Here is a 16,235-nt window from a genome sequence, read left to right as displayed (position 1 = left end):
AGTTTTGTCATAAAAACCAATCAAGGTTATTTGTCATAAAAATTAACTAAGGGTAAATTTCTTTTCGCCCCAAACGCCAAATTGGTCTGCAACGGCATGATCTTCGTCAGAAAGTAGGGTGAAGTTTAAATCATCACGCTCGATGAATTTGCCTAGGCGTTTTACAGGGTCGATGCTTACGCCAAGTACAACCACGTTGTGCGCATCTAATTCAGCTTTGATGTCACGCAGACCTTTTGCTTGTGTAGTACAACCCGGCGTCATCGCCTTAGGGTAAAAGTAGAAAAGTACTTTCTTGCCTTTAAAGTCTTCGAGAGAAACGGTATTTCCGTCTTGGTCGAGCAAAGAGAAGGCTGGCGCTGGCGAGCCTGCTGTCAGCGTATTCATGGTGATTTCCTTTACTTTATAGTGTGTTTTTAATGAAATTCAGAGAACCTTGTACGTTGAGCGACTGACAAAGTTCATCGAAATCTTCTTGTAATTGCATTAAGTTACAATCCGCACTTACTGATGCGGTAATCGCAATGTGGAATTGGTCGGCATCAAGTTGAATTTTCGACTTACTGATAGTTTGGGCGCTAAGAGAGTCCAAACCAATCTGTTGATCCGCGAAGAACTTAGTAAACTTTTCAGTCAGACCTGGGCGGTCTTCAGACTCAATAAACACTTCCATTGTGTAGCTGTTGTCGAGCAATTCGTGCGCCGACGTACGCTTCATAATCGTAATCAGGTCATGTTCTTGGCCAAGTAGGGGCAATTGCGTCTCTACTCGAGTCACACTGCTGGCGTTCCCAGTTAGGAGCATGATCAGGGTAAATTCACTTCCAAAGATAGCGATACGGCTATCGACTATGTTACAACCGGCTTGAGTAACGAGGTGTACGACTTGGTTACAAATGCCTGGACGGTCCGTTCCAACTGCTGTAAGTACCAGATGTTGCTTCATAAATGAGCTTCTTGTCCTTTCTTCAATAGAGAGATGTTAGCACAGATATTGCGGAGAAATATCGAGTCAGTTCTTTTTTTAGTTTACAAAAAAGCAGGTTGGCTCTTGAGGTGAACGATTGGAGGCAAGCAGTAAACGAGGGAGTTGGGGGAATAAAACGTTTGCATGATGTGCTTGCGTGTTGTTTGGTCTTTTTATTCACTCAGGTCTGACTTGGTGAGCACGACCAAAGAGTATATTTTCCTGGCTTGTGCACTTCAGTATTTTCCAAATCACTGATAGATTCTAAAGTCACTCGAAAGCCCAACACGATTATCAATATTGCCGCTAATCAAACCAAATAGAGCAATTAAGTTGCTAGACCTCTAACAACTGATAATTATTCATTCATTTGTACTTTGTAAGCGAGTTTACGCTCTTGTGTTTTTCAATCGCATTACAGTACCATGCAGAAAGAGTTAAATGAGGGAGATAAACATGTTTTCAGGAAGTATCGTAGCGCTGATTACGCCATTCAAAGCAGATGGCGAAGTAGACTTTGACAGTCTGCAAAAGCTAGTAGAGTACCACGTTGAAGCGGGTACAGACGGTATTGTGGCAGTAGGCACAACAGGTGAGTCAGCGACACTGACCATTGAAGAGCATGTAAAGGTCGTTAATAAAACTGTTGAGTTTGCCGACGGTCGCATCCCTGTGATTGCTGGCACGGGTGCAAATGCAACCCACGAGGCAGTAACATTTAGCAAATTACTGGCTGATTCTGGTATTGCTGGCTTCCTGAGTGTGACACCGTATTACAACAAACCAACTCAAGAAGGTTTGTTCTTGCACTACAAGGCAATTGCTGAAGCGAGTGATGTGCCTCTAATTTTATACAACGTACCAGGCCGTACTGCTGTTGATATGCAGCCAGAAACAGTGGCACGCTTGTCAAAGCTTGATAATATCGTGGCTTTAAAAGATGCAACGGGCGATTTGGACCGAATTGCAATTCACCGTGAACTTTGTGGCGAAGATTTTATCTTACTAAGTGGCGATGATGCGACGGGTCTCGATTTTGTGAAACTTGGCGGCAATGGTGTTATCTCGGTAACGAACAATATTGCAGCTAAAGACATGGCAGACATGTTCCATTTGGCAAGTGAAGGTAAGTACGAAGAAGCAGAAGCGATTAACCAACGCTTGATGACTCTACACAAAAACCTTTTCATTGAAGCAAGCCCTATCCCAGTAAAATGGGCAGCGCAAAAGCTTGGTTTGATTGAAGAAGGTGGTTTGCGTCTTCCTTTAACCACACTTTCTGAAAAATCGCAGCCGATCGTTGAACAGGCGTTAACCGACGCCGGTATTTATTAAAATTGAGCTATTAAGATTGAGTTACTAGGATTGAAGTTCATACTGGGGGCCAAAGCGCCCTCGGTGTTTTAGGAGTATAGATGAAGCTTTCAAGCCAGTTAGTGTTAAGTTCATTAGCTGTATTCGTATTGACTGCCTGTTCAGGTGGTGCCAATCAACGTCGTCAAGCAAAAGATGACTTCGAGTATTTGAACTCCCCCAATTTGGGTGAGTGGAATGTCCCACAAGGCGCACAGCCACAGTTTTACCCGAACTATGAGATCCCTCAGGGTAACTACGCTGGTGGTGTAGGTAAAGATGTCGACATTCGTCCACCTCAACAAGTCCTAGAGCTTATTCCTGGTGCACGTCTGGACCGCAGTAGTGATGGTGAAGTGACACTTTGGCTACTTCGTAAAGATGAACTAGACAAGGTTTGGCAAACCGTACAAAACATGGTTGCGGCCAACGAGATTCCGGTTGAAAGCCAAACAGATTCTCGTATCGAGACGGGTTGGGTGACGTGGGATTCGCCAGACGAAGAGCTGGAAATTGGTAGCCGATATGAGATCGTACGTGCTGAAGCAAATGGTCGACACGGCTTTAAAGTGAGTCTTATTGACTGGCGTGAAGGCAATCAAGTGAAAGAAGTAACGGCGACCAACCGTGAGCGCTACAATGTGTTCATGACGAACTTGGTAACCGCTCGCTACGATCAAGAAGTACGTGAAGAAGCACAACGTAAAGCGCAAGAGTTGGTTAAACAGATCCCAATTACAATGGGTAAAGACCGCAGCGGGCTTCCTGTGATTGTCGCGCGTGCGCAATACAACATGCTTTGGCAACGTCTGCCTAATATTCTACCTAAGATGGGCTTTAAGATTGAAGAGCGTAGCCAGTCTCAGGGCACAATCACTGCAAAATATGCGTCCCCGGATGATGAATTCTGGAACGATATCGGCGTTAAACCAGTGGAGTTAGACGCTGGTAAGTACACATTCTTGCTTGGTGATTTAGGCAACCGTACATCTATCAATATTACCGATTCCTCTGGTAAGCCAGTAGAAGAAGAGTTTTTGAAATCACTAGCGCCTGTATTGGCTGCGACGGTGAAGCAGTAACCAAAGCGAACTTTACGCGATACGTTTACACAATAATTGAAAAGGGACCCAGTGGTCCCTTTTTTGATGCTTATATTCGGCGTGTCGAGATAAAGTCGGTGTGTAACTAACGAGGCTCGTCTTTGTTGCTCTCCTCGTCAGCGGAGCGCTGTTTATCCAACGTGTTCAGCTTATCTAAATCGTTCTTACGGCTTTTATCCATTTGACCAAACTTCATTTTTGCAGTGTATTTGAGTGCAGCAATGTTACCAATGACCACGCTCAACACTACAATGATAATGACCCAGGGATTGGTGAGTATTTCTATCATAGAACCTCCGGTGGCGTGATATTGTGAATAAATTTGGCGACGACGTTATCCAAATTATTCAGTATGACGTCAATCCCTGCAATGTTGTCGGTCTTATTTTGCTGAATCAGCTGGTTTCTGAGCACATCAGGCGTCAATTGCGCGAGGCACTGTTGCCCGACAGTGCAGTGGCTAATGTGCCAAGGCTCAATCGAAACGCCACCTAAATCTTGCTGATAAGGGAAGAAGAAGCCGAATCGACCAAGGTTGGCTTTTAACCATTGGTAGAACGCTTGCTGGTGGCCTTCAAGGTACTCCCAAGGCTCCAGCTTGAGTTTGGTGTCAGTAGGCAATAAATTGCGCGCATAGACATCAAAATCACAACCCCAATGATGACGACTTCCTCCAGGCAGTGCCGACCAGCGCAAAATGGCCATCAACTTCTCTTCGTCATTTAACTCTGCTTTGTTTAAAGGGCGGGAGTTGACGTCGAGAATTGGCAACTCACCAGAAAACTTCCCGTTCCAGATCGCTTTTTGGCGATTAAAGTCACGAAAACCACTGGCGATTTCCATTTTGAAACCTGCTTCTGTTGCCGCTTCAATCATCTTTAGCAGATCGTCAGCTACTTCAGGGTGGAGTAGAAACGCTTTTTGACCCACTAAAGTGGATTGCAGATGAGAATCTGTGGTGCCGGTGAGTTGCTCTGGTGTCATGGTGTTCTCGCTGATTACTTCGCCAATAGGTGTTTCAACGTGTTTTCGTACATGTCCGTCAACTTTTCAAGATCGTCGACTTTCACACACTCGTTCACTTTATGAATCGTAGCGTTAACAGGGCCTAACTCTACGACTTGACCTCCCATTCGAGCAATAAAACGACCATCAGACGTACCGCCAGTTGTAAGTAGCGCTGGCTTCGTATCATTGACTTCGGCCACAGCAGCAACAACTGCGTCTAGCAGTGCACCCGTATCGGTTAGGAATGGGTCACCGTTGAATGTCCATTTTAGTTCGTAGTCCAGCTCATGCTTGTCCAATGTTTCGGTAACACGCTGAACAATTGCGTCATTGTTAAGCTCGGTGCTAAAACGTAGGTTGAACTGAACATGGAACTCGCCAGGAATGACGTTAGACGCACCAGTGCCAGCCGATACGTTCGGGATCTGGAAGCTGGTTGGTGGGAAATAATCATTTCCTTTGTCCCACTCGGTTGTTGCGAGTTCATGAATCGCGAGTAGAGACTCGTGCACAGGGTTATTGGCTAGGTGAGGATATGCCACGTGGCCTTGTGTTCCTTTTACCGTCAAATCGCCAGTGATAGAGCCGCGACGTCCATTTTTCACCACATCGCCAACCACTTCGGTGCTGGATGGTTCACCGACGATACACATGTCGATATTTTCGCCACGTGCTATCAACGTTTCTACAACACGAACGGTACCATTGATAAATGGTCCTTCTTCATCCGACGTAATTAGAAAGCCGATTGAGCCTTTGTGGTCTGGGTTCTCTGCAATGAAGCGTTCGACAGCAACAACCATAGCAGCTAGCGACCCTTTCATGTCCGCTGCACCGCGACCGTGTAGGTAACCATCAATAATAGTTGGTTCAAACGGATGTGTATCCCAGTGCTCCAGTTTGCCAGCAGGTACCACATCGGTGTGGCCAGCGAATGCAAATAGTGGCGCTTCTGAACCACGGCGAGCCCAGAAGTTCGTGGTGTCTTCAAACACCATTACTTCAATTTCAAACCCGAGTGCTTTTAAGCGCTCGATCATCAAATCCTGACAACCTGCGTCTTCCGGCGTTACAGATTGTCTACTGATCAGATCTTTAGCAAGTGCCAATACTGGACTGTCTGTCATCCTTGAGTATTCCTTTATTTAAGAGTTGAAAATGGTAGCGTATTGATCAGCTTTAAAACCGATATGAAGTTGATCATTCACTTTTAAAATTGGGCGCTTGATCATCGCCGGATTTTCTACCAAAAGAGCGATCGCGTTTTCTTCGTTAAGCGTGTCTTTCTGTTCTTGTGTCAGTTGGCGGTAGGTCGTGCCACGTTTGTTGAGCACCTGTTCCCAACCTAAAGCGCGACAAAATTCGCTTACCATAGCTACATCAACGCCTTGCTTACGGTAGTCATGGAAGTCGTAAGCAATATCCTCAGCTTCTAACCATTTTTTGGCTTTTTTGATCGTATCGCAGTTGGGAATACCAAACATGGTAATCGACATAGTGTTTCCTTTTTTCTTTGTTCTATTTTTCACTGGCGCGGTTAAGACGCACTTAAGTGATTTGGGCTGCTATAGCATCCTATCAAGAAGCAATCAAACTGACAAAATGCGGTGGAAAATATTTTCAGATAGATTGAGATAACTGATGTTACGTAACTTATTTACGATGAATTCACTATAAATCGAATAAAAAATCGTCTAAATCAAATGGAAAAGTCGAGTTATTGATCAAACGCAACATCTCGCTGAGCAAAAACGAAATAATGAATCAGCACAATTTTAGGAGGTGTCAATGGAATTGAGTCCTGTTTTTGCAAGGCGGCTATATTTGGCCTTGTTGGTGGAAAACCTAGAAAGGCCGAATGTGCCAAAGTTGATCGAAAAAACGGGGTGGCCTCGTCGTACAATTCAAGATGTACTCAAGGCGTTACCTGGGATCGGCATTGAACTCATATTCGTTCAAGATGGCCGACGTCATAATGACGGCTATTATCAACTTTCAGATTGGGGACCTTTTGATAGCCAATGGGTTCTAGAGCGGGAGAGAGATATCGCTAGCAGTCTTGGATTTCGTGCATAAGCCAGCAATTGCTGGCTTTTTTCATATTCAGGCGTCACCCATTACAGCGGTAAGCGGAGCCCAGTACGCTAAATGAGGTGATAAAATCTTGTGGGGAGACCATAAAAACGGTGTCCGCATTGATAGCCGCGGCATTGTTTTTTAAATCATTCATTGCGCCTTGCATCATCGCGTCATTGGTCATGAAAATGTAGTTATACCAATGACCCTCGCTTCCGGTGACTTCGCCTTTGTATTCGCATCGATCAGGGTTGAACTGAGCGTCAATGCGAATATGAACATCTTGGCTTTGAGCATGAGTAAGGTGAGAAGGCATCGTGCAACCAGAGAGAAGTACGACAAAAAGTCCAAGTAACAGGCGTCTCATCAGCTATTTCCCCAATACTATGTAAGCAGCAAAGCCAACCCAGCTCAGAGCGAGTAGTATCCAAGGCAGTTTGCTTGATGCATGGTTTGGTGCATCGTCGGTGATGTTGTCTTGTTCGATAGCTTCTTCATGCTGACGTTGCTTTTCACGTTGCTGTTTTTTCTTCGCTTTATCGGCTTGACGATTGCGCTCTTTTTGCTGCTTCTTATATTGAGCGATGCCTTTTTCGATACCTTGAGCGATCAGCTTGGTTTGCTCTTTGGTTTGCCCCGGTTTCTGTGTGGATTTGGCAATTCTCATCGCTTCGGCTTGAGTTTCTTGAGAAGGCGCTGGGGTAGCTGGAGTTCTTTTTTTCATGTTTCTCATCAACGTCATTGTAAATCTTTGTTTAGTTTACTTGTGTAAGATGATGAAATGAACTTTAGTTCTCATCTTTGCTGGCTTGCAACTCTGAAATGATAGGTTAAAGTGGCGTTTTATCACATTAAGAAGAAGATGTTGTGCGCTACTCGTTTGACCAATATGACGCCCATGGATTTTTAAAAGCGCCGATTATTTTATGGTTTGGATGGATGTTTCTTGTGCGTTCATGGGTTGTGTTTGCGATGGCAGGCGTAAGTCGTGATAGTGGCAGTAAGCTACTCGCTATTGTTTATCCAGACTCAAGTACGCTGTATTTGGGTTTGGCTATGGGCATTCCAAGCCTGCTTCTCATGTGGTTGATGGGGCTCCGTCACCCCGATAGAGGATGGGTAAACAGAATTACTCGCTATGGTCGAGAGATCACTTTGATCTTGTGCGGTATCCAACTGGCTCAGACCATGTATCATGTGTATCTGGAACATGGTGTATTCAATTGGGCAAACGCCCTTACCATTACCTTATTAGCTTGGTTTATGATCTATCTTCTAAATGGAAGATGGGTAAAAGACTGTTTTCATGTGCCACAATTGGAGCGCAATGAAGAGCAGCCTTCGAAGAATTAAAAACAATAACTTCCCACACCGGGGCAAAGTATAGAGGAAACCTCAATGTCACAAGCTCAAACGGCGATCGTGCCAGAAGCAGGGCCATTTGCACTGTACACTCAACTTAAAGTGAACCAAAACCGTGAAAACGTATTGGATAAGCTGAAAGCACTACCAAAGTTAGTGGAAGAGTTAAATATTACCCAGCCAGGCGCGGCGCTGACCCTTTCTATCGCATTCACCAAATCGTTTTGGCAACACCTCAATGTAGACGCGCCAGAAGAGCTTATTGATTTTACTCAACTTGGCGAAGGGGACATCGTAGCGCCTGCAACGGATGTTGATGTGCTGATTCACTGTCACTCTACTCGTCACGACTTGCACTTTTATGTTCTGCGTAAGTTTCTAGAAGAGACGGCACAAGATGTCACCATTGTGGACGAAACGTATGGGTACCGTTACCTTGATGCTCGTGATATGACAGACTTTATTGATGGGACAGAAAACCCGAAAGGGGAGGCTCGCGCTGATGTGGCTCTAGTAAAAGAGGGCCCATTTGCTGGAGGTAGTTATGTCATGGCTCAACGCTTTGAACATAACCTTGCCGCTTGGAATCGCTTGAATGTCAAAGCGCAAGAAAAAGTGATTGGTCGTACCAAACCAGATTCTATCGAGCTAGAAGACGTTCCTGCTGCATCACACGTTGGTCGCGTTGATATTAAAGAAGAAGGAAAAGGTCTCAAGATTGTTCGTCATAGCTTGCCATACGGGACGGTAACAGGGCCTCATGGCCTGCTGTTTATTTCTTACTGCAATACACTTCATAACATTAAAGTGATGCTAGAAAGTATGTACGGCGTGACAGATGGTAAAACAGACCAAATGCTTCGTTTCACAAAAGCGGTAACTGGTGCGTACTTCTTCGCTCCTTCACAAGAAATGCTCGCAGAGCTAGCCATCAAGTAAGTTCTCAGACTTTATTTCTTAAGCCCTCCAATTGGAGGGCTTCTGTTTTCTATTTCTATTCCAATCTCTTTTCAAAAAACACTAAACCTTTCTGCAATTTGGTCGATAAGTATCCAAAGCCTTAATTTCAGGACCTTTATTTGTGGCGATCACTGTTAATACCAATGTGGCAGCACTTGTCGCACAACGTCATTTGACCAGTGCAACGGATATGCTGAATCAATCCATGGAGCGTTTGTCTTCAGGGAAGCGTATTAACAGCGCAAAGGATGACGCTGCGGGTCTGCAAATCTCCAACCGCTTGCAATCACAAATGCGTGGTTTAGATGTTGCGGTTCGCAACGCGAATGACGGCATTTCCATCATGCAAACTGCGGAAGGCGCGATGAATGAGGTGACTAATATCATGCAACGTATGCGTGATTTGTCGCTACAGTCAGCCAATGGTTCAAACAGCAAAGCGGAACGCACTGCACTGCAAGAAGAAGTGACGGCACTTAACGATGAGCTAAACCGCATTGCCGAAACGACCTCCTTTGGTGGGCGTAAACTGCTCAATGGCAGCTTTGGTAAGTCGGCATTTCAAATCGGTGCCGCGTCAGGTGAAGCTGTGCAAGTTGAATTAAAGTCGATGCGCAGTGATGGCATTGATATGGGCGGTTTTAGTTACATTGCAAACGGACGTGCAAACTCTGATTGGAAAGTAAAAGACGGTGCGAATGATCTTAGCATGTCATTTACTAATCGTTTTGGTGAAACGGAAACCATTCAAATTAATGCCAAAGCTGGCGACGATATCGAAGAGCTTGCGACTTATATCAATGGTCAAACTGACAAAGTCACGGCATCTGTGAATGAAGAAGGTCAGCTACAGCTATTTATGGCTGGAGAAGAAACTTCAGGCACTTTATCGTTTTCAGGTGATTTAGCGAGTGAACTGGGGTTACAGCTAAAAGGTTACGATGCGGTTGATAACATCGACATTACGTCTGTCGGTGGTGCGCAACAAGCCGTGGCCGTCCTAGATACTGCGATGAAGTACGTTGATAGCCATCGTGCTGAGTTAGGCGCGTATCAAAACCGCTTTAATCACGCGATCAATAATCTCGATAACATCCACGAAAACTTAGCCGCTTCCAACAGTCGTATCCAAGACACTGACTACGCGAAAGAAACCACGCAAATGGTGAAGCAGCAGATCTTGCAGCAGGTCAGTACTTCTATTCTTGCACAAGCAAAACAAGCGCCAAACCTAGCATTAACCTTACTTGGCTAATGATCGACCTCGCTCGAATTTAACGTAAAACCTGCCTGTATCGACAGCTCGAAAAGAAGCTTTAGCGAAAATTTGACGTTTTTTTGCTTTTTTATCTGCTTCATCACGATTCCTTCTCCAAATGAACTTTTTTCAAAAAAATCCAAAGAATTCCCTAAAGAAATCAGTTTGAGCGCCGTTAATAAAAGTAACTTTGAGAGAACTACTTGGTTTTCCGAGACGTCGGAAACCGCTATACCGGAAAATCAATTGGAGAAATCACCATGGCAGTGAATGTAAACACTAACGTATCAGCGATGACCGCCCAGCGTTACCTAAACAACGCAAACTCAGCTCAACAAACTTCTATGGAGCGTTTGTCTTCGGGGTTCAAAATCAACAGCGCAAAAGATGACGCTGCGGGTCTTCAAATTTCGAACCGTTTGAACGTACAAAGCCGTGGTTTGGATGTGGCGGTTCGCAACGCGAACGACGGTATCTCAATTGCACAAACCGCTGAAGGTGCAATGAACGAGACCACTAACATTCTTCAACGTATGCGTGACTTGTCTCTACAATCAGCAAACGGCTCAAACTCGAAATCAGAGCGTGTGGCGATTCAAGAAGAAGTGACCGCGCTAAATGACGAACTAAACCGTATCGCAGAAACCACGTCTTTCGGTGGTAACAAGCTACTAAACGGCACACACGGTGCGAAATCGTTCCAAATCGGTGCGGATAACGGTGAAGCCGTGATGCTTGAGCTAAAAGACATGCGTTCAGACAACAAAATGATGGGCGGTGTGAGCTACCAAGCTGAAAGTGGTAAAGGTAAAGACTGGAATGTTGCTGAAGGTAAGAACGACCTAAAAATCAACTTAACGGACAGCTATGGTCAAGAGCAAGAAATCAACATCAGCGCAAAAGCGGGTGATGATATCGAAGAGCTTGCGACTTACATTAACGGTCAAACTGACCTAGTGAAAGCCTCAGTAGACCAAGACGGTAAACTGCAAATCTTTGCTGGCAACAACAAAGTCGAAGGTGAAGTCGAATTTTCAGGCGGCCTATCTGGCGAGCTAGGTTTGGGCGAAGGTAAAAAAGTAACGGTAGATACTATCGACGTAACCTCAGTAGGTGGCGCACAAGAATCTGTTGCTATCATCGATGCGGCACTGAAATACGTAGACAGTCACCGCGCAGAGCTGGGTGCATTCCAGAACCGTTTCAACCATGCAATCAGCAACTTGGACAACATTAACGAGAACGTGAACGCGTCGAAGAGCCGTATCAAAGATACTGACTTCGCGAAAGAAACGACTCAAATGACCAAGTCACAAATTCTATCGCAAGCGTCAAGCTCAATCCTTGCGCAAGCGAAACAAGCGCCAAACTCAGCGCTAAGTCTGCTAGGTTAATTTCAAACCTAAGACGAGAACCTCATTGGCTCGTGGTGAGAGATGAGCGAGTAAACCCAGCTTCGGCTGGGTTTTTTTCTGTCTTTTGGGGACTCAGGATTTCTGCGAATCACGACATTAGAGCTTCATCACATTTCAGTAAGCCAAAGAAAATAATCGCAAAAAATTGAAAATTTCTTCTAAAGGATATTCATCGGTCGCCGTTAAAGGGACTGAGAGAAATGAGATGTACCTAAGTGAGGTGAGAGACACGACGGTACATTCACTAAAGCCTTAAGGAGATCAATTATGGCGATTAACGTTAATACTAACGTTTCTGCGATGACTGCACAGCGTTACCTAAACCAGGCAGCTGACGGTCAACAAAAATCAATGGAGCGTTTGTCTTCGGGTTATAAAATCAATAGCGCGAAAGACGATGCTGCAGGTCTACAGATTTCAAACCGCTTGAATGCACAAAGCCGTGGCCTAGACATGGCGGTGAAAAACGCAAACGACGGTATTTCTATTGCACAGGTTGCTGAAGGTGCAATGAATGAATCTACCAACATCCTACAACGTATGCGTGACCTATCGCTTCAATCTGCGAACGGTTCTAACTCAAAAGCAGAACGTGTTGCGATCCAAGAAGAAGTAACAGCGCTAAATGACGAGCTAAACCGTATTGCTGAAACTACCTCTTTCGGTGGTAACAAGTTGCTAAACGGTACATACGGTACGCAATCTTTCCAAATCGGTGCAGACTCAGGTGAAGCTGTGATGCTTTCTATGGGTAGCTTGCGCTCAGACACTTCTGCAATGGGTGGCAAGAGCTACGCAGCAGAAGAGGGTAAAGATGCATCTTGGACTGTTGGTGATAAAACTGAGTTCAAAATGAGCTACACCAACAAACAAGGTGAAGAGAAAGAGCTATCGATCAGTGCAAAACAAGGCGACGACATTGAGCAGCTAGCAACGTACATCAACGGTCAAAACGATGATGTAAAAGCGTCTGTTGGTGAAGATGGCAAGCTACAAGTATTTGCTTCTTCTCAAAAAGTTCAAGGTGATGTTGAGTTCTCTGGCAACCTAGCGGACGAGATCGGCTTTGGCGGTCCGAAAGACGTAACAGTGAAAGACATCGACGTAACAACAGTAGCAGGCTCTCAAGAAGCTGTGGCTGTTATCGACGGTGCCCTGAAGTCAGTAGACAGCCAACGTGCGTCACTTGGTGCTTTCCAAAACCGCTTCAACCACGCAATCAGCAACCTAGACAACATTAACGAGAACGTTAATGCGTCTAACAGCCGTATTAAAGATACTGATTACGCGAAAGAAACCACTGCGATGACTAAGTCGCAAATTCTTCAGCAAGCAAGTACTTCAATCCTGGCTCAAGCGAAGCAGTCTCCATCTGCAGCGCTAAGCTTATTGGGCTAAGTGGTTGACCCAGCCTGAGGTAAACACCTTAGTGCTGGGGCACCAAAGCGATAGGTTCTATCGTTAGCCCATAAGGTGGAAGGGAGATTGTAATGGATATATCCTCCTACGCATCGAACATCCAGCCTTACGGCACGCCAAGTGGCACAAAGTTTGCAAATAAAAATGGCAATGATATAGGCACGTCTAGCCCAGCAAATTCAAATGGTGAGGTTTCGCCGCAAAAAGCGAAAGACACCGAATACGACTTCTCTGTTCAAGCAGCGATCGAGATGGCAGAAAGCCGTCAAGAGCTGAACAAAGAAGAACGTGAAAAATTGGTCGCGCAAATGAATGAGTTTGTGACGTCCATAAACAAAGGAGTCGCGTTTCGAGTGGATGAGGAATCCGGGAGAGATGTGGTGACGATTTACGAAGCCAAAACGGGCGACGTGATTCGTCAAATTCCTGATGAAGAAATGCTAGTGGTATTGCGTCGCCTAGCTGAGCACACAGCCAACAGCGGGTTGTTGACTGAAAAAGTGTAAGTCGTTTTTAGAGGTGATTTGATGAGTTTAGGCCCTTTGGGGATGTCTGGCGGCATGGATATCAATTCCATGGTCAGCAAAATTGTGGATGCCGAACGCGTACCAAAGCAGCAACGCATTGACAACGAGCGCACGACAATTAATGCCAGTATCAGTGCCTACGGGCGACTCAGAGAATCACTGGATACGATGAAAAATCTCATGGCGAACTTTCGTCAAGAGAAAGCGTTTGCCGTTCGTACTGTTGAAACGACAGACGACAATATCGTATCTGCTACGGCAACCACAGATGCTATCGCTGGCAAATATGCTATCGATGTGTTGCAGCTTGCCCAGAGCCACAAAGTCGCTTCTGACGTACTGCCAGAAGACGCAAAGTTTGGCCCTGGTAAGCTGCAGATTTCGCTTGGTGATGACACCTTCAACGTGAACGTTCGTTCGAGCTCCAAGCTCGCAGATGTCGTACGCGGCATCAATGGCTCAAAAGACAACCCCGGTGTTCGTGCATCTCTCATTAACGACGTTGAAGGACCACGCCTTATCCTTGCCTCAAATCTCTCTGGTAAGGATCATCAAATCAGAGTCAGTGTGGAGGCCGACAAAGGCAACCCTCTAAAATATTTCGAGTATCAAACACTTGAAGACCGTGTTAACGCGCTAGAAGAAGCTCGTTCAGCGGCGGAAGAAGTGTTAGGTCCTCTTCAATTCTCCGAGCAACCAGTGGAACTGGATGCAAACGGCAATCCTCTACCTCCAGAAAAGCAAAAAGCGGCAGAAAATGGACAAGATGATGGTTCCCAAGAGCCTATCTCTGCTGCGGGTGCAGATGCTGCTAAAGCTGGGCAGGAAGCGATTGATGAAGCCAACCGACGCGCGAGTTTGCGCCCTGAAGACCGAATTCCAGGGTGGACAGAAACTGCGTCAGGCACTTTGCTGGATTCTTATGAAGAGCCAGAGCTTGAACTTGACGAGAAAGCAATAGAGAAGGCACCAGATGTTCCGGGTTGGAGTAATGCAGCATCAGGCACATTAACCGACTCTTACGTTACGACGAAAGAGGCCAAGCAGCTTCTTGAGCAAGAAAAAGCTGAAATTGAGCAAAAAATTGCGAGTGAAAAACAAGCGCTAGACGCAAAAGTTGAACGTGGTGAATTGACCGAAGAGCAAGCGAAACAAATTCATCGCGCTAAGCTGGATCCTCAAGAGCGTGAACGTTTAGAAAAAATTGATGAAGCAGAAGCGAAAATCGCAAAAGCGCAATCTGCTTTTGAAGAATACCTTGGTATGACAGAGGTACAAGCAGGGCAAGATTCAGAAGTTCTGCTTGATGGAGTAGCAAAGCTTTCTAGTCACAACAATGTGATTGAAGATGCCATAGAAGGTGTTGATTTAACACTTAAAGGCAAATCAGAACCGAACAAGCCACCTGCTGAAATTGGCGTCGAATACGACCGTCAGAGTGTGCGTAACGACATCGAAAACTTTGTTGCGGCGTACAACTCGTTTTATCAAACGTCTCAAGCGTTGGCGAGTGTGGATCCGGTCACTGGTCAAAAAGGACCGTTGTCGGGTGACAGTACCGTACGCAGCGCAGACTCACGATTAAAATCGGTATTTTCCACTCAAATTGATAAAGCGCCTGAAAACCTAAAGTCATTAACTGAATTTGGCATTACTACCACGCGTCAAGGTACCTTAGAAATCAACTATGACATGTTGGATCGTCAGTTGAACAACAACTTCAACGAGCTAGAAAAGTTCTTCGGTGGCAACACAGGTTTTGCTAAACGAGTCGAAGATGCGATTCATGGTATTACAGGCATTACAGGCAGCATTCGTACTCGAGAAAAAAGTCTCACAGAACAAAATTATCGTTTGAGTGATGATCAAGCGGCATTAGATCGCCGCATGGAAAGCCTAGAAAAACGCACTCACGCGAAGTTTACCGCCATGCAAGATGCGACTGGCAAAATGCAAGGTCAGTTAGGTGCCTTAATGAGTGCGTTGGGTTAATAAATGCAAAAAGAACTCATAGATATTAGTGATATAGATCAACTAATTACGCAAGAATTGGAAAAAGTCGACTTTAGTACTGAAGAAATTCTTCGCTTGGTCGATATCAGGGAACGGTTATTGCAAAACCTGTTACCAATTATTCATCAAAATCCTTTGGTTAAGCAGGATGCAGAGTGGCAAGCGTTGCTTACTCGTACCAAAAGAATTGTCGAGCTGATGCAATCGGAAACGTCAAAGGTCGGAAAAGAACTTCATAAGTTTCGTTATGGCCAGCGTTCGCTTCAGCAGTACAAAAAATTTATTTAAAAGAGGATTACTATGCGCGGTTCTTTGCAAGCATACAAAAAGGTATCAGTCGACAGCCAGCTAAGCGCGGCTTCTCCGCACAAAGTCATTCAAATGCTTATGGCTGGTGCGATTGAGCGCCTTATTCAAGGTAAAGCGGCCATGCAAGCAGGCAACATTCCAGCAAAAGGTGAGCGTTTAGGTAAAGCGCTAGACATCATTATTGCGCTACGTAGCTGTCTATCGATGGATGACGGTGGTGATATTGCTTCAAACTTAGATTCACTCTATGAGTTTATGATCACGCAAATTTCAGCTGCTAACCATCAAAATGATCCTCAACTGATCGACGACGTTATCGACATTATCCGTGAGATCAAATCCGCTTGGGACCAAATCCCGACAGAGTTTCATAATCTTACAGCAGCTGAAGTCGGTATTTAATAACCAAAACAACGCGTTAAGATATTAGAGGAATATATTTGTCAATTGCGCAACGAGTTGTGT

19 protein-coding genes and 1 pseudogene are annotated in these 16,235 nt (G+C 45.2%); 12 read left to right on the top strand and 8 right to left on the bottom strand.

Annotation, left to right across the window (positions count from 1 at the left end; genetic code table 11):
- Positions 1–54: 54 nt before the first annotated feature.
- Both bcp and L3V30_RS02130 read right to left on the bottom strand, forming a co-directional pair.
- Positions 55–387 (bottom strand): annotated as a pseudogene (bcp, locus tag L3V30_RS02135) (thioredoxin-dependent thiol peroxidase); the annotation flags it as partial.
- A 16-nt stretch (positions 388–403) separates the two neighbouring features.
- Positions 404–946, bottom strand: a complete 543-nt coding sequence (locus L3V30_RS02130; RefSeq protein ID WP_012841515.1) for a glycine cleavage system protein R — start codon at positions 944–946, stop codon at positions 404–406.
- Between the two features lie 477 nt (positions 947–1,423).
- Between L3V30_RS02130 and dapA the strand changes: the two genes are divergently transcribed.
- Both dapA and bamC read left to right on the top strand, forming a co-directional pair.
- Positions 1,424–2,302, top strand: coding sequence for a 4-hydroxy-tetrahydrodipicolinate synthase (gene dapA, locus L3V30_RS02125; RefSeq protein WP_012841516.1), 879 nt, complete (start codon positions 1,424–1,426; stop codon positions 2,300–2,302).
- 80 nt (positions 2,303–2,382) lie between these two features.
- A complete protein-coding gene (bamC, locus tag L3V30_RS02120) occupies positions 2,383–3,402 on the top strand; it encodes an outer membrane protein assembly factor BamC (protein ID WP_006741687.1) in 1,020 nt (339 codons plus the stop codon).
- A gap of 106 nt (positions 3,403–3,508) precedes the next feature.
- On the opposite strand, the gene L3V30_RS02115 is transcribed toward bamC, so the two are convergent.
- From L3V30_RS02115 to L3V30_RS02100, 4 genes are read right to left on the bottom strand one after another with little or no spacing between them, the layout of a single operon-like run.
- Positions 3,509–3,712, bottom strand: a complete 204-nt coding sequence (locus L3V30_RS02115) for a DUF2897 family protein (protein WP_012841517.1) — start codon at positions 3,710–3,712, stop codon at positions 3,509–3,511.
- The gene (locus L3V30_RS02110; protein WP_109169637.1) at positions 3,709–4,407 is read right to left on the bottom strand and encodes a M15 family metallopeptidase; all 699 of its coding nucleotides are present in this window, start codon (positions 4,405–4,407) and stop codon (positions 3,709–3,711) included. The genes L3V30_RS02115 and L3V30_RS02110 overlap by 4 nt, the downstream gene beginning before the upstream one ends.
- Before the next feature lie 14 nt (positions 4,408–4,421).
- Positions 4,422–5,558 (bottom strand): succinyl-diaminopimelate desuccinylase, encoded by a 1,137-nt coding sequence (dapE, locus tag L3V30_RS02105; protein ID WP_237308213.1) that lies wholly within the window; start codon positions 5,556–5,558, stop codon positions 4,422–4,424.
- An 18-nt stretch (positions 5,559–5,576) separates the two neighbouring features.
- Positions 5,577–5,927 (bottom strand): ArsC family reductase, encoded by a 351-nt coding sequence (locus tag L3V30_RS02100; RefSeq protein ID WP_047008853.1) that lies wholly within the window; start codon positions 5,925–5,927, stop codon positions 5,577–5,579.
- Between the two features lie 292 nt (positions 5,928–6,219).
- Between L3V30_RS02100 and L3V30_RS02095 the strand changes: the two genes are divergently transcribed.
- Complete coding sequence (locus tag L3V30_RS02095) at positions 6,220–6,507, top strand: helix-turn-helix domain-containing protein (RefSeq protein WP_005380433.1); 288 nt, start codon at positions 6,220–6,222, stop codon at positions 6,505–6,507.
- Between the two features lie 34 nt (positions 6,508–6,541).
- Here L3V30_RS02095 and L3V30_RS02090 read toward each other — a convergent pair whose 3' ends face one another.
- Together L3V30_RS02090 and L3V30_RS02085 are read right to left on the bottom strand one after the other, a co-directional pair.
- Positions 6,542–6,874 (bottom strand): DUF4156 domain-containing protein, encoded by a 333-nt coding sequence (locus L3V30_RS02090; RefSeq protein WP_237308212.1) that lies wholly within the window; start codon positions 6,872–6,874, stop codon positions 6,542–6,544.
- Between the two features lie 3 nt (positions 6,875–6,877).
- The gene (locus L3V30_RS02085) at positions 6,878–7,231 is read right to left on the bottom strand and encodes a DUF2956 domain-containing protein (RefSeq protein ID WP_237308210.1); all 354 of its coding nucleotides are present in this window, start codon (positions 7,229–7,231) and stop codon (positions 6,878–6,880) included.
- A 143-nt stretch (positions 7,232–7,374) separates the two neighbouring features.
- On the opposite strand from L3V30_RS02085, the gene L3V30_RS02080 reads away from it, so the two are divergent.
- The 9 genes from L3V30_RS02080 to fliS all read left to right on the top strand — a co-directional run bounded on the left by L3V30_RS02080 (position 7,375) and on the right by fliS (position 16,172).
- Complete coding sequence (locus L3V30_RS02080; RefSeq protein WP_012841521.1) at positions 7,375–7,860, top strand: DUF2919 domain-containing protein; 486 nt, start codon at positions 7,375–7,377, stop codon at positions 7,858–7,860.
- A 45-nt stretch (positions 7,861–7,905) separates the two neighbouring features.
- A complete protein-coding gene (locus tag L3V30_RS02075; protein WP_139060391.1) occupies positions 7,906–8,808 on the top strand; it encodes a Dyp-type peroxidase in 903 nt (300 codons plus the stop codon).
- 142 nt (positions 8,809–8,950) lie between these two features.
- Positions 8,951–10,084: a flagellin gene (locus L3V30_RS02070; RefSeq protein WP_237308208.1), complete on the top strand. Its 1,134-nt coding sequence runs from the start codon at positions 8,951–8,953 to the stop codon at positions 10,082–10,084.
- Between the two features lie 263 nt (positions 10,085–10,347).
- Entirely contained in the window at positions 10,348–11,481 is a 1,134-nt protein-coding gene (locus L3V30_RS02065; RefSeq protein WP_005393103.1) for a flagellin, read from the top strand.
- A gap of 288 nt (positions 11,482–11,769) precedes the next feature.
- A complete protein-coding gene (locus tag L3V30_RS02060; RefSeq protein WP_065645184.1) occupies positions 11,770–12,900 on the top strand; it encodes a flagellin in 1,131 nt (376 codons plus the stop codon).
- A 92-nt stretch (positions 12,901–12,992) separates the two neighbouring features.
- Positions 12,993–13,427 carry a flagellar protein FlaG gene (gene flaG / locus L3V30_RS02055; RefSeq protein ID WP_047008849.1) on the top strand — a complete coding sequence of 145 codons (435 nt, stop codon included), beginning with the start codon at positions 12,993–12,995 and terminating at the stop codon, positions 13,425–13,427.
- A gap of 21 nt (positions 13,428–13,448) precedes the next feature.
- Entirely contained in the window at positions 13,449–15,440 is a 1,992-nt protein-coding gene (gene fliD, locus L3V30_RS02050; RefSeq protein WP_237308206.1) for a flagellar filament capping protein FliD, read from the top strand.
- A 3-nt stretch (positions 15,441–15,443) separates the two neighbouring features.
- Positions 15,444–15,749 carry a flagellar protein FliT gene (locus L3V30_RS02045; protein ID WP_012841523.1) on the top strand — a complete coding sequence of 102 codons (306 nt, stop codon included), beginning with the start codon at positions 15,444–15,446 and terminating at the stop codon, positions 15,747–15,749.
- A gap of 12 nt (positions 15,750–15,761) precedes the next feature.
- Positions 15,762–16,172 (top strand): flagellar export chaperone FliS, encoded by a 411-nt coding sequence (gene fliS / locus L3V30_RS02040; protein WP_012841524.1) that lies wholly within the window; start codon positions 15,762–15,764, stop codon positions 16,170–16,172.
- Positions 16,173–16,235 lie beyond the last annotated feature (63 nt).

This window comes from Vibrio sp. A1-1, assembly GCF_021728175.1.
In the GTDB taxonomy this organism is placed as follows: domain Bacteria; phylum Pseudomonadota; class Gammaproteobacteria; order Enterobacterales; family Vibrionaceae; genus Vibrio; species Vibrio diabolicus.
The sequence above is the reverse complement of the archived record's forward strand: the minus strand, read 5'-3'. Positions and strand labels throughout refer to the sequence as shown.